We start from the raw sequence: 17,453 nt of genomic DNA on the forward strand, positions 1-17,453 counted from the left end.
GGCCGCACCCGGCCCGGGGGTCAGGTCCGGACCAGGACGGCGGCGCCGGCACAGGCGGCGGCCCACAGCACGCTGGCCAGGGTGCCCACGATGAACCGCTCGGCCGCCGGGGTCTCCTTGAGCGCCTGGAACCGGCCCAGTCCCTTCACCGCCAGCACCACCGGCACGCCCTCGGGCCAGCCGGCCAGCAGGGTGGCGGCCAGCGCCACCCGCTCGAGCACCCCGATCCAGGCGCCCCCGCGCAGCACGTCGGGGTCGGCGATGCCGGGTGTGGACGCACCGAGCGCGGACACCGCGCGGGTGGGGTCGGCGGCGGCGAGGACGGCGGTGACCACCGGACCACCGCCCAGCGCGGCCGCGGCGACCGCGACGACGGTCACCGCCGAGCGCAGCCACGGCGTGGCCGGGTCGCCCGCCCACGCGGTCGCCGCGGCGCCCGCCACGAGCGCGACCAGCACCACCGCCCCGAGCGGGCCGCGACCGCGGGGCACCGCCCCGGGGCCGACCAGCTGCCGTCCCCGGGGCACCCGGCGCGTCTCGGCGCCGCGCACCAGGAGCGCACCGCCGGCCGCGACCAGCGCGAGCAGCACGAGCGTCGCGACGCTCACGGCCGCGGCCCGCCCTCGGCCCGGGCGAGCAGCCGGGCCAGCACCGGGTGCAGGTCCTGCTCGGCCTCCCACGCCGCGGCGGTGAGCCGTTGGCCCACCGCCTGCCGGCTGATGCCCAGCCGCGCCGCGGCCTCGGCCTGCGTGGCGCCCGCGGCGACCAGGTCGATGGCCTCCCACGCCTGCGGACTGCGCCGCTGCAGCAGCAGGGCCAGCACGGTCGCGGTGGCCTGCGCGTCGGCCGCGGCCTCGTCGTCGGCGCCCTGCACCGCCAGCCGCAGCGGCCGGTTCTTGGCGGCGTCGACGGCGCGGCGGGCGGCCACGAAGGCGGGCCCGGCGGCGGCCCGGGTGGAGTCGGGCAGCGGCTGCTGCACCGGGCCGGCCCCGATGCCCACGCTCCAGCCCCCCGCCCGCACCAGGCGGACCACCGCGTCGACCACGGCCGCCGGCCGGTCCAGCACGCCCTGGAACTCGTCGCCGGCGGTGCGCTCGAAGCGCAGCACGACGGGCACGCCGGACAGCAGGTCCAGCGCGCCGGCGACCCGGTCGGGGCCGCGGCGGCTGCCCTGCTGGTCGACGGTCAGCACGAACGGCACCTCGCAAGCATGAAGCCTTGCCTATGGAATGCGCAAGTCTCAGCCCTTGTCGGAGAGCTCGGGCGGGAAGCCACCGGTCGCCACGGGACCCCAGCGCTGCGGGGTGACCCGGATCAGCGACTTGCCCTGCCGGCGCATCGCCTCGCGGTACTCCTCCCAGTCGGGGTGCTCACCGCTGATCGACCGGAAGTACTCCACCAGCGGCTCGACGGAGTCGGGCAGGTCGAGCACCTCGGCGGTGCCGTCGACCTGGACCCAGGGGCCGTCGAAGTCGTCGGAGAGCACCACGACGGTGACCCGCTCGTCGCGGCGGGCGTTCCTGGTCTTGGCCCGCTGCGGGTAGGTGCTGATCACCACCCGGCCCTCGGCGTCGACGCCGCAGCTGACCGGGGAGATCTGCGGCTCGCCGTCGCTGCGGCGGGTCATGAGCAGGGCCTTGTGGCGCGGGCGCAGGAACTCCAGCAGCCCGTCGCGGTCGACCCGGTCGGCGGTGGCGGTCTTCGGCATGGCGCGACGCTACGACGGGGGTCCGACGTCCGCCGCCCGGGCGCGGCTCCCCCGCCGGGGTGGTCCCGCCCGGTGCCGGAACCCGGTCTGTGCTCTGATCACGGCATGGCCGACACCCCCGAGGACGCCGCCGGCCGCCCCGCCGCCGAGCGGACCGACCCCGAGCGGGCGGACGACGACCGCACCCCCGACCCGCACCCGCCCGCGGACTTCCACGACGACTCCGGCCGGCCCGCCGCGGTGACCTCGGCGCCGGCGCCCTCGGCCGACCGCGGCCCGAAGCTCGCCGCCGCCTCCCGGGTGCTGGCCACCTTCTCCTGGCGCCTGCTGCTGGTCACCGGCGCGCTCGTGGTCATCGGCTACGTGCTGGGCCTGCTGTGGTCCTCGGTGCTGCTGCCGGTGGTGCTCGGCCTGCTGTTCGCCACGGTCATGTGGCCGCTGGCCCGGCTGCTGCGCCGGTTCCGGTTCCCGCCGGCGCTGGCCGCGATCACCACGGTGGTGCTGTTCCTCGCCGCCGTCGTCGGCATCTTCGCCGCCATCGCGCCGTCGGTGGTCCAGCAGGTCGACGACCTGTCCACCGGCGTCAGCTCCGGCCTGGAGAGCGTGCAGGACTGGCTGTCGGGCCCGCCGTTCAACCTGGGCAGCGAGGAGATCGGCACCTACGTCGACCAGGCCATCAACCAGCTGCAGTCCAGCGCCGGGGACATCGCCGGCCTCGCGCTCACCGGCGCCGGGGCCATCGGGACCGGCATCGTGAACCTGGTCCTGGCCCTGGTGCTGACCTTCTTCTTCCTCAAGGACGGCCCGCGCTTCCTGCCGTGGCTGGCCGCGCAGACCGGCCCCCGCGCCGCCCCGCACGTCGCCGAGCTGTCGCACCGCAGCTGGCGGACGCTGTCGGAGTTCATCCGCCAGCAGGCCCTGGTCGGCCTCATCGACGCGGTCGGCATCGGGCTGGGGCTGCTGGTCCTCGGCGTCCCGCTGGTGCTGCCGCTGGCGGTGATCACCTTCTTCGCCGCGTTCGTGCCGATCATCGGTGCCTTCGTCGCCGGCGGCTTCGCCGTGCTCATCGCGCTGGTCAGCAACGGCTTCGGCACGGCCCTGTGGGTGCTGGCGGTCGTGGTGGTCGTGCAGCAGGTCGAGGGCAACGTGCTGCAGCCGATCCTGCAGGGCCGCGGCCTCAAGCTGCACGCCGGCGTGGTGATCCTCGCCGTCACCGCCGGGTCCAGCCTGGCCGGCATCATCGGCGCCTTCCTGTCGGTGCCGGTGGCCGCGCTGCTGGCCGTGTTCTACCGCTACGCCCGCGACCTGCTCGACGGCCGCCGTCCCGAGGCCGACGACCAGGGCAGGGTGCCCGTCCTCGTCGGCGACGACGACGGCGCCCGGCTGACCCGCAGCGCCGGTCAGGTCAGCGGGGCCGCCGGATCCTGACCGGGCCGCGGGCGGTGGCCACGTCGACCACCTGCCCGCGCTGGGTCACCTCGACCCGGCCCTCGGCGGCCAGCCGACCGGCCGCGGCCCGGGCGTCGTCCATCAGGTCCCGCCAGCCGTCCGGGTCGGCGGCGCGCGCGGCGTCGGAGGGGCAGATCGACGACGTCGGCGCGCGGGCGTCCAGGAGCTCCTCGATGCGCCTGGCCAGCTCCTCCCGGGTACCCACCCGCCCAGGGTGCGTCGCGCGCACCGACCCCGCCACGGGGGGACGATGGGAATGCCCGGCCGGCCGGCGGAGCTGCACCCGTCGACCGATGGACCACCAGGAGGACCCGACCGTGCCCCACCGCCCCGAGGACCTCGTCGAGCTGCTGCCCGCCCACGAACGCCTCGTCGAGCGCACCGCCGCCGACGAGCTCGTGCTGGTGCACGACCTGGCCGGCGAGTTCGACGCCGCGCACGCCGGCGCGCTGGCCGGGTCGCACCTGCTGGCCAGCCTGCCGCACGAGGTGGTCGCCCGCTTCGACGCCGACGCCCTGGTCGACTACCGCGGCCACCGGCCCCGGATCACCTTCTCCGGCGACCACTACGAGTCCTTCGCCGCGCCCGAGATCACCCTCTACGCGGTCGACGACGACGGCGGAACCCCGTTCCTGCTGCTGCACGGCGCCGAGCCCGACTTCGCGTGGGAGCGGTTCACCGCCGCCGTCCTGGGGCTGGTGGAGACCCTCGGGGTCACCCGCGTGGTGATGCTGCAGGCCATCCCGATGCCGGTGCCGCACACCCGGCCGGTGACGGTCACCGCGCACGCCACCCGCCGCGAGCTGATCGCCAGCTACCCGGTCTACTGGGGCGAGATGCGCATCCCGGGCAGCGCGGGCGCGCTGCTCGAGCTGCGCGCGGGCGAGGCGGGCGTCGACGCGCTCGGCGTGGCCGCGCACGTGCCGCACTACCTGGCCTCGGCCACCTTCCCCGCGGCGTCGCTGACCCTGCTGGAGCACCTGTCCGGCCTCACCGGGCTGCACCTGCCGACCGAGACCCTCGAGGAGGCGGCCCGGGCCAACCGGACCGACATCGACGAGCAGATCGGCCGGTCGGAGGAGAACACCGCGGTGGTCGCCCAGCTGGAGCGGCAGTTCGACGACTTCGCCGCCGCCCGGGAGGGCACCGGCCTGCTCGGCGACTCCGGCCAGCTGCCCTCCGGGGACGAGATGGCCGACCAGATCGAGGCCTTCCTCGCCGAGCAGGACCGCCGCGCGGACTAGCCGCGGCCGCGGGTGAGGGCGAAGGCCAGCGCCCCGACCGCGCCCACCGCGGCGAACAGGTAGAAGCCCCAGGGGAAGGCCACCCCGGCGCTCACCAGGCCGCCGGTCAGCAGCGGTCCGCTGATGGCGCCGACCCGCCCCACGCCGGCCGACCAGCCCAGCGCGGTCGCCCGCACGTGCGGCGGGTGGACCGCGCTGGTGAAGGCGTAGACCAGCACCTGCGCGCTGAACACGAAGCAGCCGGTCAGGAAGACCATCGCGTAGATGCCGGCCAGCGGCAGCCGGATCGACAGCAGGGCCAGGAGGACCGCCCCGGCGGCGAACCAGGCCGTGCCGGCCCGGCGCGAACCCACCCGGTCGGCCACCTGCCCGGCGACCAGCAGGCCGACGATCGCGCCCAGGTTCAGCACGAGCAGGAAGGCCAGCGCCGCGCCCAGGTCGTACCCGGCCTCCCGCATGATGGTGGGCAGCCAGCTGTTGAGGCCGTACACCAGCAGCAGGCCCATGAACGAGGTGACCGCGATGGCCAGCGTGGTGCGCAGGTACGGCGCCGAGAACAGGGTGCGCAGCGTGGCCCCGGCCGTGGTGGGCTCGGGGGCGGCGCCGGCCGGCTCGAGGCGCAACCCGTGGGCGGTGGCGACCTGCTCGGCCTCGACGCGGCGTCCGTGGGCCACCAGGTACCCCGGCGACTCCGGCAGGTGCCGGACCATCAGCGGCACCAGGACGACGGCGGGGAGCGCGCCGATCACGAACATCCAGCGCCACCCCAGGGGCTCGACCACCGCGATGGCCAGGGCGGCGGTGGCCACGGCGCCCACGTGGTAGCCGGTCATCACCGTGGTCGTGGCCCGTCCGGCGCGGTTGCTGAACTCGTTGACCAGCGCGATCGCGGTCGGCAGCGCCCCGCCCAGCCCGACCCCGGCGAGGAAGCGCAGGCCGCCGAACACCCAGGCGTTCGGGGCCGCGGCGCAGGCGAGCGTGAGCAGGGAGAACGCCGTCACCGCGCCGATCAGGACCCGGCGGCGGCCCAGCACGTCGGTCAGCGCGCCGAGCGACAGCGCGCCGATCGTCATGCCGACCAGGCCGGCGGTGACCACCGCGGTGGCGCCGCTGCCCGAGAGCCCGAACCCCGCCGGGGTCAGCAGGGTGGGGACGACGGTGCCGACGACGACCAGGTCGAAGCCGTCCAGGACGACGGCGGCCCAGCACAGCGGGGCGACCCACCCCGCGGCGCGGGCCGCCACCGGTCGCTGGTCGCGGGTGGAGCTGGACACGGGCCCTCCAGGGTGTCGACGGTGACCCGTCGAACCTAGGGACCCGCTGTGCGCCGCACCACGTCGTCCTTCCGCCCAGCGAAACCTGCCCGGGGCAGGCCGGCTGCGCTACGCCGGGAGGCCCAGTCGCTGCAACCGGTCCTCCGCGGTGCCGGGGACCACGCACTCCAGCTGGGCGGCGTTGAGCGCGGCCAGCCCCTCCACGGCCTTGCTCGCCACGTGCTCGACCTCGAAGGCGGCCATCGACGGGAAGGACGCCTCCAGCACCAGGTGGTGCAGGCCCCCGAAGGCCGGCGCCCAGATCGCGTACGGGGTCAGCCCCGCCGCGCTGAGCAGCGTGTTCTTCTCCCGCTGCAGGGCGGTGAAGCGCGGCAACGCGCCGAAGGCCAGGGTGCGCAGCACCTGGTGCCGGTAGGCGTGCGGTGCGGGGACTGTCGTCACGGGGTCTCCATGTGCTCGACCTCGACCCAGCCACGGTCGAAGGGGGTGGTGAAGAAGTTGTGCACCCGCAGGTGCGCGATCAGCCAGGTGCCCTCGACCCGGCGGAAGTCGTTGGCGTAGGACCCGGCGATCCAGAGGGCCTGCGCACCCCGGTAGGTGCACGCCTGGAAGTACATCCAGGTCCCGGTCGCCCGGTCGGGGTCGGCGGGGTCCAGCTGCACCGACCCGTTGGTGAGGAAGTGCGCGGCGAAGGGCATCCGGTCCACGTTGCGGTCGAACTTGGTGACCAGGGCCGGGCGGCCCACCGCCCGCCAGCCCGGGTTGCCGTGCGGGCCCACGCTCTCCCAGGCGCCGTCCTCGGTGAACAGGGCGGCGATGTGCTCCCCCTTGTCCGCCGGGCGGTCGGCGGCGGCCATGTAGGCGACCATCACCTGCTCCACCGCCGCGCGGCTCTCCAGCTCGTCCACCCGTCGCCGCAGGGCGGCGAGGTCGACGTCCTGCACGGCGAGGCTCATGCCGTCCCGCCCAGGGCCCGCTGGTACCGCTCGAGCAGCCACGCGTTGAGGTGCGGGATGTTCCCCTCCATCCAGGAGAGCGGCCCGCGCGGGGCGTAGCGCGAGCCCATCCCCTGCTGCAGCGCCGTGGTGGTCGCGGCGTCCTGGTCGATGGCCACCTTCTTGCGTTCCTGGTAGGTCGCGTAGACCTGCTCGAAGTCGGCGCTCTCGACCGCGTTCTTGGGGTAGAGGTTGACCCGGCGCAGGTCCATCGTCCCGGCACCGGTCGGCAGCAGGATGGACAACGAGACCATCGTCGGCTGCCAGATCCCGAACAGCAGCGGCGGCACCGACGCGAACATCACCCGCTTGCGCTGCTCCTCGCCCAGGCCGGGGATGATCATCGAGACCCGGGCACCGTCCGCGCTGGTCAGGCTGGCGTCCTCGCTGGTCAGGTACGTCGGGTGCATGACCTGGCCGTCACCGGGCTCGAACGTCCCGAAGCGGGCGTTCTTGGCGGGCGCCGCCTCGTGGACCCCTCGGTGGACGTAGGCCGTGTGGTAGGGCTCGAGGGCGTTGTCGTGGTGCAGCTTCCAGTTCCACGGCAGGTCCCGGCGGAGGTCGAAGGGCATGGGCACCAGCTCCTCCATCCCCCAGGTGGCCAGCTCCTCGTCCAGCTTGGCCAGGGTGGGTGCCAGCGGCGCGGCGTCGTCGTCGAAGTTGACGAAGACCAGGCCGTGGAAGACCTCGGTGCGGACCTGCCCCAGCCGGATCGTCTCCCGCAGCCGCTTGACCGGCACCGTCTCGGTCATCGACGGGGCGGCCACCAGTCGGCCGTCGAGCTCGAACTGCCAGTTGTGGTACGGGCACACCATGCGGTGGCCCTTGACCAGGCAGCCGGTGTCGGCCTGCACCGCGGCGACGCCGCCGTAGATCGGGTGGCCCCGGTGCTGGCAGACGGCCGAGTTGACCCGGACCTCCCCGCTCATGTCGCGGACCAGCACGACCGGCTCGCCGAGGACGGTCAGCGGCAGCTGGTCACCCGGCTCGGGGACCTCGCGGACGTGGCCGATGCACAGCCACTCGCGCATGAACACGGCCTGCTTCTCGAACTCCCAGAACTGCTCGCTGGTGTACACCTCCAGGGGCAGCAGCCGCGCGGTGGCGACCGGGTCGGTGCAGTGCTCGACGTCGGCGAGCACCTCGCGGGCGTGGTCGAGCAGCCCGGGGGCCGGGGTGGGTGGCATCTGTGCTCCTGTCGAGCCGGAGGGGTGGGGGGTCACGCGGCGGCCGGGACGGCGGTGTGCAGCTGCCGGCCGGACCGCAGGACGGTGCGGATCGTGCGGGTGGCCGAGACGTCGGCGAGGGGGTCGTGGTCGAGCACCACCAGGTCGGCCTCGCTGCCGGGGACGAGGGAGCCGAAGCTGCCGGTGCGTCCCAGCAGCTCCGCCGTCCGGCTGGTGGCGCTGCGCAGGGCCTCGGCGGGGCTGATGCCGGCCGCCACGAGCAGCTCGAGCTCGCGGTGCACCCCGCTGCCCGGGGGCACCGAGCCGCTGGGCGTGTCCGACCCGGCGCAGATCCGCACGCCGGCCGCGTGGGCCCGGGCCACGAACCGGCAGATCCGGTCCAGCTCGACCGGCCCCAGCTCGCGGTCCTCCGCGGACGCCTCGCCGCGGGCGCTGGTCGCGTCGTGGTGCAGCCCGATCGCCGCGGCGACGCCGTCGGGGGCGCCGTGGCCGTGGTCGTGGTCGTGCCCGGTCCCGCCCAGGATCGCCTCGTGCACCGCCAGCGTCGGCGTCAGCCAGGTGCCGTGCTCCAGCAGGACGTCGATCGCCGCGCCGACCGCGTCGCCGTCGGGGTCCAGGTAGCGCCATGCCCGGGTGTCGGCCATGGCGTCGCGGGGACGGACGGGCAGGGCGGCCACGGCGGCCCGCCCCGCGTCGTCGAGCAGCTCCCGGCCGATGCGGACGTGCTCCAGGGCGTCCACGCCGAGCCGGACGGCCTCCAGACCGCTGACCAGGTGGCCCACGTGCCCGGCGACCTTGAGCCCGCGGCGGTGGCTGGCCTCGGTGACGGCGGCGAGCACGTCGGCGGTCATCCAGGCGTAGACCTTGATGAAGTCGACCCCGGCGTCGGCCTCGCGGGCGACGAACTCGACGGCCTCGGCGGGGTCGTCGGTCTTCCACATGCCCTTCCAGGGGCCCCCGGGACGACCGTCGAGGTTCGGTCCGGACCCGAACAGCCGCGGCCACGGGCCGGTGTGGGTCTGCAGGGTGCGCAGGGCCCGCAGCTCGGGGCCACCGGTGTCGCGGATGGTGGTGATCCCCCACCGGGCGAAGGCGTCCAGCAGCAGCGGGGCGTCGTGGAAGGGCGGCGGCGCATCGGGGTGGTAGGCCGGCGCGGCGAAGGAGGTGATGTGCGCGTGCCCCTCGACCAGGCCGGGCACGACCCAGCCGTCGCGGGCGTCCAGCACGAGGGCGTCGTCGGGGATGGTCGCCCCGGTTCGCCGGCCGACCCAGGTGATGCGGCCGTCGGCGGCCAGCAGGACCGCGTCGGTGAGCGGGGGCCGCCCGTCACCGGGGACGAGGGTCCCGGCCAGCACGGCGAGGCGGCCGGTGCCGTCGGGGGCAGGGGTGGTCACGAGGTCCTCCAGGGGGGTCCGTCGGGGGTGCCGGTCGCGGCCGGCCGGGGGTCCGGCCGGCCGCGCCGCGTCAGGGGGTGACGGCCGGGTCGGGCAGGTAGTCCTGGCTGGAGAAGCCGGACAGGTCGGTCTCCTGCATCAGCCCGCCGTCCACGAGCACGGACTGGGTCTCGTCCAGCCCCGCCGGGTCGAAGGACAGGTAGCCGTTCTCCTCGGCGTAGCTGCTGGAGTAGGCCGCCAGGTAGGCGTCGAGGGTGAACTGGGCGGCGTCGGCGTCCAGCTCCTGGCAGTTGTCGGTGAGGGCCGCCAACGCCTCGTCGGGGTGCTCCTCGGCGTACTTCGTGGCTTCGGCCCAGGCGGTCGTGAACCCGCGGACGGCGTCGCCGTGGTCGTCCAGGAAGTCGTCGTTGGCCACGATCGTGTGCCCGTAGGTGGGCACGAAGTCCTGCATCTGCAGCACGGTCTCCTCGCCCTCGCGGCCCTCGAGCAGCCCGAGGGTCGACGGGGTCGGGTAGAAGGTCACGATCGCGTCGATGTCGCCGGCGATGAACTGCGCCTGGGCGGCGTCGTCGGAGGGCACGACCTCCACGGCGGAGGCGTCGATGCCGGTCGCGGCCACGAACGCCTCCCAGACCGCGCCCTCGAACTGGTCGGTCTGCACCGCCACGCTGCGGCCCTCCAGGTCCTCGGGCCCGGTGATCGAGGCGTCGGCCAGGATCGCCACCGGGCTCTGGCTGGCGGCGACGCCCACGACGGTGATGGGCAGGCCCTGGCCGGCACCCAGGACGACCGGTGGTGCCGACAGGACGGCGAGGTCGTACTCGCCCTGGGCGACCAGCGGGGTGGTGGTGCTGCCGCCCTGACCGCGCTCGAAGGACAGGTCGATCCCCTGGTCGGCGAAGTACCCCTGGTCCTGCCCGAGGTAGGCGATGGCCCAGTTGCCCTCGCAGGTCCACTCGAAGGACAGCGACACCGCGGTGGCGCCGTCGGCGCCGGTGGCGTCGGCCGAGCCGCCGCAGCCGGCGAGCACGAGGGTGGCGACCGCGGTCGGGGCGAGCCAGGCCCCGCGCGCGGTCCGGGACCGGGCGGCGCCGGTGGTGTGCTGCATCAGTTCCTCCAGGGGTGCCGACAGGTCGGCGGGGCGTCGGCGACGGCGTCGCGACGGGGCGGGTGGACGGCCGGCGACGGCGCCGGGGCAGGGGGCACCGCCACCGGGCCACGGGGCCGGGTGCGGTGCAGGTCGGTCAGAGACGCACCGAGGGGTGCCAGCGGACCAGCCGGCGCTCGAGCAGGACGCAGACCTGGAACAGGGCGATGCCGAGCACGCAGGACAGGCCGGCGAGCAGGAAGACCGCCGAGGTGTTCAGCTGGCCGCTGGCCACCGTGATCAGGTAGCCGAGACCGGTGGAGGCGCCGAGGAACTCCCCCAGCAGCGCCCCGACCACGGCCCCGGGCGCCGCGACGCGGAACGAGGAGAACAGGTAGGGCATGGCGTTGGGGATCTGCACCTTGCGCAGCACGGACAGCTCGCTGGCGTTGGCGATCCGCAGGACGTCGACGAGCTGGCGGTCGGCGGAGGCGACCCCCAGCACGACCTGCACCAGGACGGGGAAGAACGCGATCAGGAAGGCGGCGACCACGACCGGGACCAGCCCTCGTCCGAACCAGATGGTCAGCAGCGGCGCGATGGCCACCGTCGGGGTCACCCGGACGATGTTCAGGAACGGGTAGACCAGCTCCTCCACCAGTGGCGACCGCGCGAACAGCACACCGAGGACCACGCCCACGACGACGGCCGCGGCGAAGCCGAGCACCGCCGCGAGGGCGGTCGACCCGAGTGCACCGAGGTAGAGCTCGGGTTTGACCAACAGTTCGCGCACGACGGCGCTGGGCGCCGGGACCAGGTAGTTCGGCACGTCGAGCACCGCGACAGCCAGCTCCCACACCCCGACGGAGGCGACCAGCACCAACCAGACCCGGGTGGCCCGCAGCGCGCGCAGCGGCCAGGGCGGGAGGACGTCGGGCGGGATGACGGCCCGGACCGTCGAGCGGCGGGGCAGCACGGTGGTCACGCGTCCTCCAGGGCGGCGCGCAGCTCGTCGACCTTCTGGTGGAAGGCGAGGTCGCTCTTGAGCTGGTGGGTCCGGGGCCGTTCGAACTCGACCGCGAGCTCCGCGGTGATCCGGCCGGGCCGGGGGGACATGACCAGCACGCGGTCGGCCATGAAGACCGCCTCGGTCAGGGAGTGGGTCACCATGACGACCGACGCGTCGGTCGCCGCCCAGATCGAGAGCAGCTCGGTGTGCATGTGGTCCCGGGTGATCTCGTCGAGGGCACCGAAGGGCTCGTCCATGAGCAGGACCGACGGGTGCAGGGTGAGCGCCCGGGCGATCGACACCCGCTGGCGCATGCCCCCGCTGAGCTGGCCGGGGAGCTTGTCCGCGGCGCCGGCCAACCCGACCAGCTCCAGCAGCTCCTCGGGGCTGCGGCGCTGCTCGGGGGAGCGTCCGCGGGCGACCTCGAGGGGCAGCCGGACGTTCTCCAGCGCCGTGCGCCACGGGGCCAGGACCGGCTCCTGGAAGACGTAGGCGAAGGAGTTGGCCCGCCGGGCGTCCTCGGGCGAGCGGCCCTCGATGGTGATGCTGCCCTGCACGGTGCCCGCGGGCAGCAGACCGGCGATGGCCTTGAGCATCGTGGACTTGCCGCAGCCCGACGGGCCGATGACGCAGAGGAACTCGCGGCGGCCGATGGCCAGGTCGACCCCCTCCACGGCCACGGTGGCGCGGTCGCCGCGGCCGTGGACGATGCACACGTCGCGCAGGCGGACCAGGTCGGCCGTGGCGGCGTCCCCGGGTGGCGCTGCGGGTGCGATCTGGGTGCGGGGCACGAGGCCCTCCTCCCGTTCGGCCCCGAGGGGCTGGGCGGTGGTCGTCCCCAGCGGGGCGACCCTGGTGCGGTGCGGACCGGCTCTGCGGCCTGCTACGGATGTTGTATCCAGAGGATGTTGCGGTGCCGGGCGTCCGCGGTTACGACCTCGTGACGACTCCCGGTCCGGCACCCGGTGGTCCGACCGCACCGGCGGTGCCCCGCCCCCACGGCACCCGGATGCCGGACGCCAGGCCGGACGCCAGGTCCTCCAGCACGGTCACCACCGACCACGCCGTGACCGCACTGGTGCGGCCGCCCGACCCCTCGGCGACGGTGTTGGTCACGTCCAGCACGGCCTCCCCGAGGGAGCTGCGGCACCGCAGCACGTGGCGGGTCGAGGTCGCCGCGGGGTCCCCGGTCACCCGCACCCGGGTGGCCTCCAGCCCGGTGGTGGCCAGCGCCAGGGCGACGGCCACGTTGGCCGTGCGGGGGAAGGCCAGTGCCGCCTCGCGCGCGGAGCCGGTGAACACCGTCGCCGGTCCGCCTCCCCCGCCGCCCACCGCGGCCGCGCGCTTGGTGGTGTGCAGCTCCACGACCGCGTCGTCGCTGCCGCGCACCGCGGCGCGGAAGAGGTCCAGCCCGCCGACGGCCCCCGCGGGGACGACGAGGCGCGCCGCGCCGGCGGGGACCGCGTCCAGCGCCGCGCGGACCCGGTGGTCGGCCAGCGCGGCGCACGAGCAGAGGACGACGTCCGTCCCGGCGGCGAGGAGGGCGGGGACGGCACCCACCGACCCCACGCCGGCGCACTCGACGACGACGTCGCAGGCGAGCAGGTCCGCCGGGTCCCCCGTCGACCGGGTGACGACCGGGCCGGCGGTGCACCCGGCGACCGCACCGGCCGCCAGCTGGGCCGCGAGGGCCCGGCCGATGACCCCGGCGCCCAGCAGACCCACGACGAGCCCCCCACCCCGGGGGGTCGGCGCGGCGCTCACACCGCCACCGCGGCGCCGTCGAGCCGCGGGTCGGCGGCGGCCGAGACGACGTCGCCGCCGACCCGGACGACGACGTGCGAGCTGCGGGCCGACCAGGGCGGCGCGCCGGCGGTCTCACCGGTGACCCGCCCGTCGGCGTCCAGCGCCCAGCGGGGCGCGGCCAGGGCGGCGCCCACGGCCAGGTCGGCGGCGACGGGGTCGCCGTCCGGGGCCCCCGAGGCGAGCAGCCGGCCCAGCAGCTGGGCGTTCCAGGGCACCTGCTGCTCGCCGCCGGGGGTGGCGCCCAGCACCGCCGGCCGGCCGGACCGGTCGGCCGCCGCCCAGGCGTGCAGGGTGGTCCGGGGCCGACGCCCCGCCACGGGCGCGTTCGGGTGGCCCGGCTCGAAGGTGAACCCCCGCCCGGCGCGGTTGCCCAGGACCAGGTCCAGGCCGGGGACCACCAGACCGCTGCCGAACTGCGGCCAGGAGTTCGAGTGCACGACGACGACCGCGCCGCCCTCGGCGTCGACGGCGGCCACCGCGGAGGTGCCGCCGGTGAGGGCCGGCCGCCGGCCGCCGTTCATCCGCTCGAGGGCCGCGAGCACCTCGGCGGGCCCCGGGGGCCCGGCGACGGCGGCCAGGGCACCGAGCAGGGCCGGCCCGTGCGTGGGGTCGGGCGTGGCCCAGACCGTGCGCCCGGCCACGCGGGCCGACGTCGGGGGCGACCAGGAGGCCCGTGCCGACGCGAGGTCGGCGGCGGTCAGCACGCCTCCGTGCTCGGCGACGGTGGCCAGCACCTCGGCGCCGAGCTCGCCGGCGAACACGCCGGCGCCCTCCTCGACGAAGCCGCGCAGCAGCCGGGCCAGGCCGGGCAGGCGGACCCGGGTGCCGACGGGCAGGCGCGCCGCGGCAGGACGGAAGACCGATCCACCGGGCGCGTGCCGGACCAGCAGGTCGTCGGCCTCGGCCGCCAGCCGGGCGCAGACGGCCGACCAGGGCACGCCCCGCTCGGCCAGGGCGATCGCCGGGGCGGCGAGCCGGCCGCGACCGAGCCTGCCCAGGTCGGCCAGCGCGGCGTAGCCGGCCGGGGCGCCGGGGACACCCACGGCTGCACCCCCCGTCGGCGCCACCTCCCACCCCTGCCGCTCCGCGAGCCCGGCCAGCCCGGCGGCCGCGGGCCCGATGGCGACCAGCGACTCGGGGGCCGCGGCGCCCGCGGGGAGGACCAGGGCGACCAGGTCGCCGCCGAGGCCGCACTTGGGCGGCAGCAGCACCGTCTCCGCCAGGGCCGCCGCCACCGCCGCGTCCACCGCCGACCCGCCGTCCAGCAGGGCCGCGGACCCGATGGCCGCGGCGGTGCGCGACCCGGCCGCGACCGCACCCAGCGTGCCGCTGGCCACCGCCCGCCGGGCGAGCAGCGTCGACTCCACGCCGCTCAGCCCAGCTGGCTCGGGCCGTAGTGCCGCAGCTCGATGCCGTTGCCGTCGGGGTCGGCCACGTACACCAGGTCGGCCGGGCCCAGCGCACCCCACCGCCGGTACGGACCGTCCACGACGTCGAAGGCACCCGACGTCACCAGCGCCTGCAGGTCGGTCTCCTCGACGACCAGGCAGAAGTGCGACAGGTTGGTGCCGGTGGCCTCGCGGCGGCCGTCGAGGTCGATGATGGTCCCGGGCGAGATCTCCACCGACGGGAAGGGCACCTCACCGCGGCGGTACTCCTCCAGGCGCAGCACCGGGAGCCCGAAGTGCTCCTGGTACCAGCGGACGGAGACCTCGGGGTCGGCGACCCGCAGCACGATGTGGTCCAGCTTCTCGACGCGGACGACCGGCGTACCGGTTGCCTCGACCCGGCTGTGGCTCTGCGTGGATGTCATGTGGATGTTGTATCCCGAGTAGGTCGCCGGGACGGGTCCGGCGCATGACATCCGTGTTGCACCGCACCTCGGACGGGGCCGACGACCCCAGGGGGCGACGTCGTCGGCGCGGCTCCCTCGGACGAGCGACCAGGAGGGGTCCGGGGCGCCCGGCGTGCGATCATGCCCGCGTGGTTGCTTGTATCCGGCAGGTCCCGTGACGATCGGCGACCGGCACCGTCCGCTGCGGGACGAGGTCCTGGACGAGCTGCGCCGGCTCATCCTCGACGGCACGCTCGAGCCGGGTGCCCACCTCACCGAGCAGTCGGCGTCCGAGCGCCTGGCGGTGTCCCGCCTGCCGGTGCGCGAGGCCTTCCGCCGGCTGGAGGCCGAGGGCCTGCTGGAGGCGCTCCCCCGTCGCGGTGTGCGGGTCGTGCTGCCCGACGCCGAGGAGCTGCAGACCGTGCACGAGATGCGGGTGGCCCTCGAGCTGATCGCGGTGCGGCGGACCACCGAGCGCCAGGACCCCGAGGTGCTCGGGGAGCTCCGGGCCGCGCTGCGGGCGGGCGCGAGCGCCGCCGGGGGCGACGACGACGGCTCGACCCTGCCCCGGCTCAACGAGGGCTTCCACGAGGTCCTCGCCCGCGGGGCGGGCAGCCGGGTGCTGTCGGAGACCCTGCGGTCGGTGCGCAACCAGGTCCACCACCTCATCGGCGGCCGGCACTCGACGCCCGACGTCTCGTGGGACGAGCACGCCCGGATCGTCGAGGCGGTCCTCGACGGGGACGGCGAACTGGCCGCGATCCTGATGCGGCGCCACCTGCACGCGCGCCACCACGAGGCGAGGACGGCGGGCGCGGACCAGCCCCCGGTCGAGGACCGCGCCGTCGACCAGGACGCCGACCAGGACGCCGACCAGGACGCCGACCGGCTCAGCTGAGCCCGAAGACCCTCGTGCCGGCCGCCAGCCGGCCGTCCGGCCCGTCCCAGCGCGCGACGCCCACCGAGAAGCTGCCCTCCTCCGGCGCCCCCGCCGTGTAGGACACCTCGGACATCCCGGCCGCCGCGAAGGCGTCCCGCAGCCGCCGCGTCGGGTCCCCGTGCCGCCGGTTCCGGGTCCACACGACCCTCCCGCCGGCGGCCAGCAGGTGCGGCAGCGCCCGCACGACCGCCTCGGCCTCGTCGTCGTCCAGGAGACCGAACAGGCCGCAGGCCAGGACGAGGTCGGCCGGCACCGCGTCGGCGAGCACGTCCCCGTCCCCGGCGTCGCCCACGACGACCCGGACGCCGTGCAGCGCGGCGCCCAGGACGGCACCCTCGGCGAAGTCGGCGTTGCGCGCGTCCTGCTCCACCAGCAGTGCCTGCACGTCGACGCCGCGCGGGTGCTCGATCAGCAGCGGGAGCAGGTCCCGGGCCTGGCCCGAGGCCAGGCTGACGACCCGCAGCGGGCCGGGTCGGGCGTCGTCGAGCACCCCGCGCACCGCGTCCTGCACGACGGCCAGCCGGCGGGACAGCGGGCTGACGAGCTCGTCGTACGGGGCGTGCCAGGCGTACCAGTCGGTGGCCGGGTCGTCCGTGGTGGTCACGGCGTCATCCTGGCACACGGGATACAGGATCCGCAGCTGCCGCGGTGTCCGCGGGCGCCGGGGTCAGGCGAAGACGATGGTCTTGGCGCCGTCGACGATGACCCGGTCCTCGACGTGCCAGGTCACCGCCTGCGCCAGCACCTGCCGCTCGACGTAGCGGCCGACCCGGCGCATGTCCTCGACCGTGGCGCGGTGGTCGATGCGGGCGACCTCCTGCTCGATGATCGGGCCGGCGTCCAGCTCGGCGGTCACGTAGTGCGCGGTCGCCCCGATGAGCTTCACGCCGCGGTCGGCGGCGGCCTGGTAGGGGTTGGCGCCCACGAACGCCGGCAGGAACGAGTGGTGGATGTTGATCAGCCGCTCGGGGAACCGCGCGCAGAACTCCGGCGAGACGATCTGCATGTACCGGGCCAGCACGACCAGGTCGCAGTCACCGACCAGCTCCAGCGCCCGCGCCTCGGCCTCGGCCTTCGTGCCGGGGGTGACCGGCACGTGGTGGAACGGGATGCCGTGCGCCGCCGCGACCGGCTCCAGGTCGGGGTGGTTGGACACCACGACGGCGATCTCGGCGCGCAGGTCGCCGGCCGAGACCCGGTAGAGCAGCTCCTGCAGCACGTGGTCGGTCCGCGACACGAACACCGCCAGCCGGGGCCGGTGGTCGGCGAGCACGAGCCGGTAGGTCATCCCCCACTCACCGGCCAGCGCGGTGAGCTGCTCCTCCAGCGCGGCGCGGCGGTCGGCCAGGCCGTCGAGGACGAACTCCAGGCGCAGCGTGAACGTGCCGCCCGAGGGGTCGGAGCTGTGCTGCTGCGAGTCGGTGATGTTGGCACCCGCGTCGGCCATCAGCCGCGAGAGGACGGCGACGATGCCGGGGCGGTCGGGACAGCGGACGACCAGCCGGCCGGCGTTGCTCTGGGACACG

At 75.6% G+C, this 17,453-nt stretch carries 20 protein-coding genes; 3 read left to right on the forward strand and 17 right to left on the reverse strand.

The genetic code is table 11. The features are described 5' to 3' along the window. Positions 1–20: 20 nt before the first annotated feature. From BLT39_RS10040 to BLT39_RS10050, 3 genes are read right to left on the reverse strand one after another with little or no spacing between them, the layout of a single operon-like run. Positions 21–608, reverse strand: coding sequence for a hypothetical protein (locus BLT39_RS10040; RefSeq protein WP_091062330.1), 588 nt, complete (start codon positions 606–608; stop codon positions 21–23). Next, positions 605–1,201, reverse strand: a complete 597-nt coding sequence (locus BLT39_RS10045) for a hypothetical protein (protein WP_091062332.1) — start codon at positions 1,199–1,201, stop codon at positions 605–607. The genes BLT39_RS10040 and BLT39_RS10045 overlap by 4 nt, the downstream gene beginning before the upstream one ends. Before the next feature lie 39 nt (positions 1,202–1,240). After that, complete coding sequence (locus BLT39_RS10050) at positions 1,241–1,708, reverse strand: PPOX class F420-dependent oxidoreductase (RefSeq protein WP_091062333.1); 468 nt, start codon at positions 1,706–1,708, stop codon at positions 1,241–1,243. Positions 1,709–1,813: 105 nt separating this feature from the next. Here BLT39_RS10050 and BLT39_RS10055 point away from each other — a divergent pair, with 105 nt between their 5' ends. After that, on the forward strand, positions 1,814–3,136 hold the full coding sequence (locus BLT39_RS10055; RefSeq protein WP_091062335.1) for an AI-2E family transporter: 1,323 nt from the start codon (positions 1,814–1,816) through the stop codon (positions 3,134–3,136). Here the strand turns inward: BLT39_RS10055 and BLT39_RS10060 are convergent. Next, positions 3,114–3,362: a DUF3253 domain-containing protein gene (locus BLT39_RS10060; protein WP_207507824.1), complete on the reverse strand. Its 249-nt coding sequence runs from the start codon at positions 3,360–3,362 to the stop codon at positions 3,114–3,116. The two genes, BLT39_RS10055 and BLT39_RS10060, sit on opposite strands and share 23 nt — an antisense overlap. 112 nt (positions 3,363–3,474) lie before the next feature. On the opposite strand from BLT39_RS10060, the gene BLT39_RS10065 reads away from it, so the two are divergent. Further along, a complete protein-coding gene (locus BLT39_RS10065; RefSeq protein WP_207507826.1) occupies positions 3,475–4,401 on the forward strand; it encodes a proteasome assembly chaperone family protein in 927 nt (308 codons plus the stop codon). Here BLT39_RS10065 and BLT39_RS10070 read toward each other — a convergent pair. From BLT39_RS10070 to BLT39_RS10120, 11 genes are all read right to left on the reverse strand, one after another. Beyond that, positions 4,398–5,675 (reverse strand): MFS transporter, encoded by a 1,278-nt coding sequence (locus BLT39_RS10070; protein ID WP_207507828.1) that lies wholly within the window; start codon positions 5,673–5,675, stop codon positions 4,398–4,400. The two genes, BLT39_RS10065 and BLT39_RS10070, sit on opposite strands and share 4 nt — an antisense overlap. 108 nt (positions 5,676–5,783) lie before the next feature. After that, entirely contained in the window at positions 5,784–6,116 is a 333-nt protein-coding gene (locus BLT39_RS10075) for a hypothetical protein (RefSeq protein WP_091062339.1), read from the reverse strand. Further along, positions 6,113–6,631 (reverse strand): nuclear transport factor 2 family protein, encoded by a 519-nt coding sequence (locus BLT39_RS10080; RefSeq protein WP_091062341.1) that lies wholly within the window; start codon positions 6,629–6,631, stop codon positions 6,113–6,115. Before BLT39_RS10080 ends, BLT39_RS10075 begins: the two co-directional genes overlap by 4 nt. Next, positions 6,628–7,857, reverse strand: coding sequence for an aromatic ring-hydroxylating oxygenase subunit alpha (locus BLT39_RS10085; protein ID WP_091062343.1), 1,230 nt, complete (start codon positions 7,855–7,857; stop codon positions 6,628–6,630). Before BLT39_RS10085 ends, BLT39_RS10080 begins: the two co-directional genes overlap by 4 nt. Positions 7,858–7,889: 32 nt before the next feature. Beyond that, positions 7,890–9,251, reverse strand: coding sequence for an amidohydrolase family protein (locus BLT39_RS10090; RefSeq protein ID WP_165640224.1), 1,362 nt, complete (start codon positions 9,249–9,251; stop codon positions 7,890–7,892). A 70-nt stretch (positions 9,252–9,321) separates the two neighbouring features. After that, positions 9,322–10,359, reverse strand: coding sequence for an ABC transporter substrate-binding protein (locus BLT39_RS10095; protein WP_091062346.1), 1,038 nt, complete (start codon positions 10,357–10,359; stop codon positions 9,322–9,324). A gap of 136 nt (positions 10,360–10,495) precedes the next feature. Further along, entirely contained in the window at positions 10,496–11,323 is an 828-nt protein-coding gene (locus BLT39_RS10100; protein ID WP_109502133.1) for an ABC transporter permease, read from the reverse strand. After that, entirely contained in the window at positions 11,320–12,138 is an 819-nt protein-coding gene (locus tag BLT39_RS10105; protein ID WP_165640225.1) for an ABC transporter ATP-binding protein, read from the reverse strand. Before BLT39_RS10105 ends, BLT39_RS10100 begins: the two co-directional genes overlap by 4 nt. 139 nt (positions 12,139–12,277) lie before the next feature. Then, positions 12,278–13,072, reverse strand: a complete 795-nt coding sequence (locus tag BLT39_RS10110; RefSeq protein WP_165640226.1) for an aspartate dehydrogenase domain-containing protein — start codon at positions 13,070–13,072, stop codon at positions 12,278–12,280. A 35-nt stretch (positions 13,073–13,107) separates the two neighbouring features. After that, positions 13,108–14,520 carry a gamma-glutamyltransferase gene (locus tag BLT39_RS10115; RefSeq protein ID WP_165640227.1) on the reverse strand — a complete coding sequence of 471 codons (1,413 nt, stop codon included), beginning with the start codon at positions 14,518–14,520 and terminating at the stop codon, positions 13,108–13,110. 5 nt (positions 14,521–14,525) lie between these two features. Continuing rightward, a complete protein-coding gene (locus BLT39_RS10120) occupies positions 14,526–14,966 on the reverse strand; it encodes a VOC family protein (protein WP_109502137.1) in 441 nt (146 codons plus the stop codon). A gap of 196 nt (positions 14,967–15,162) precedes the next feature. Between BLT39_RS10120 and BLT39_RS10125 the strand changes: the two genes are divergently transcribed. Then, positions 15,163–15,885, forward strand: coding sequence for a GntR family transcriptional regulator (locus BLT39_RS10125; protein ID WP_131801460.1), 723 nt, complete (start codon positions 15,163–15,165; stop codon positions 15,883–15,885). Here BLT39_RS10125 and BLT39_RS10130 read toward each other — a convergent pair. Next, on the reverse strand, positions 15,878–16,531 hold the full coding sequence (locus BLT39_RS10130; RefSeq protein WP_091062356.1) for a class I SAM-dependent methyltransferase: 654 nt from the start codon (positions 16,529–16,531) through the stop codon (positions 15,878–15,880). The two genes, BLT39_RS10125 and BLT39_RS10130, sit on opposite strands and share 8 nt — an antisense overlap. 63 nt (positions 16,532–16,594) lie before the next feature. Beyond that, the gene (gene purU / locus BLT39_RS10135) at positions 16,595–17,452 is read right to left on the reverse strand and encodes a formyltetrahydrofolate deformylase (RefSeq protein ID WP_207507830.1); all 858 of its coding nucleotides are present in this window, start codon (positions 17,450–17,452) and stop codon (positions 16,595–16,597) included. Position 17,453 lies beyond the last annotated feature (1 nt).

The sequence above is a fragment of the Klenkia brasiliensis genome (genome assembly GCF_900100695.1).
Taxonomy (GTDB): Bacteria; Actinomycetota; Actinomycetes; order Mycobacteriales; family Geodermatophilaceae; genus Klenkia; species Klenkia brasiliensis.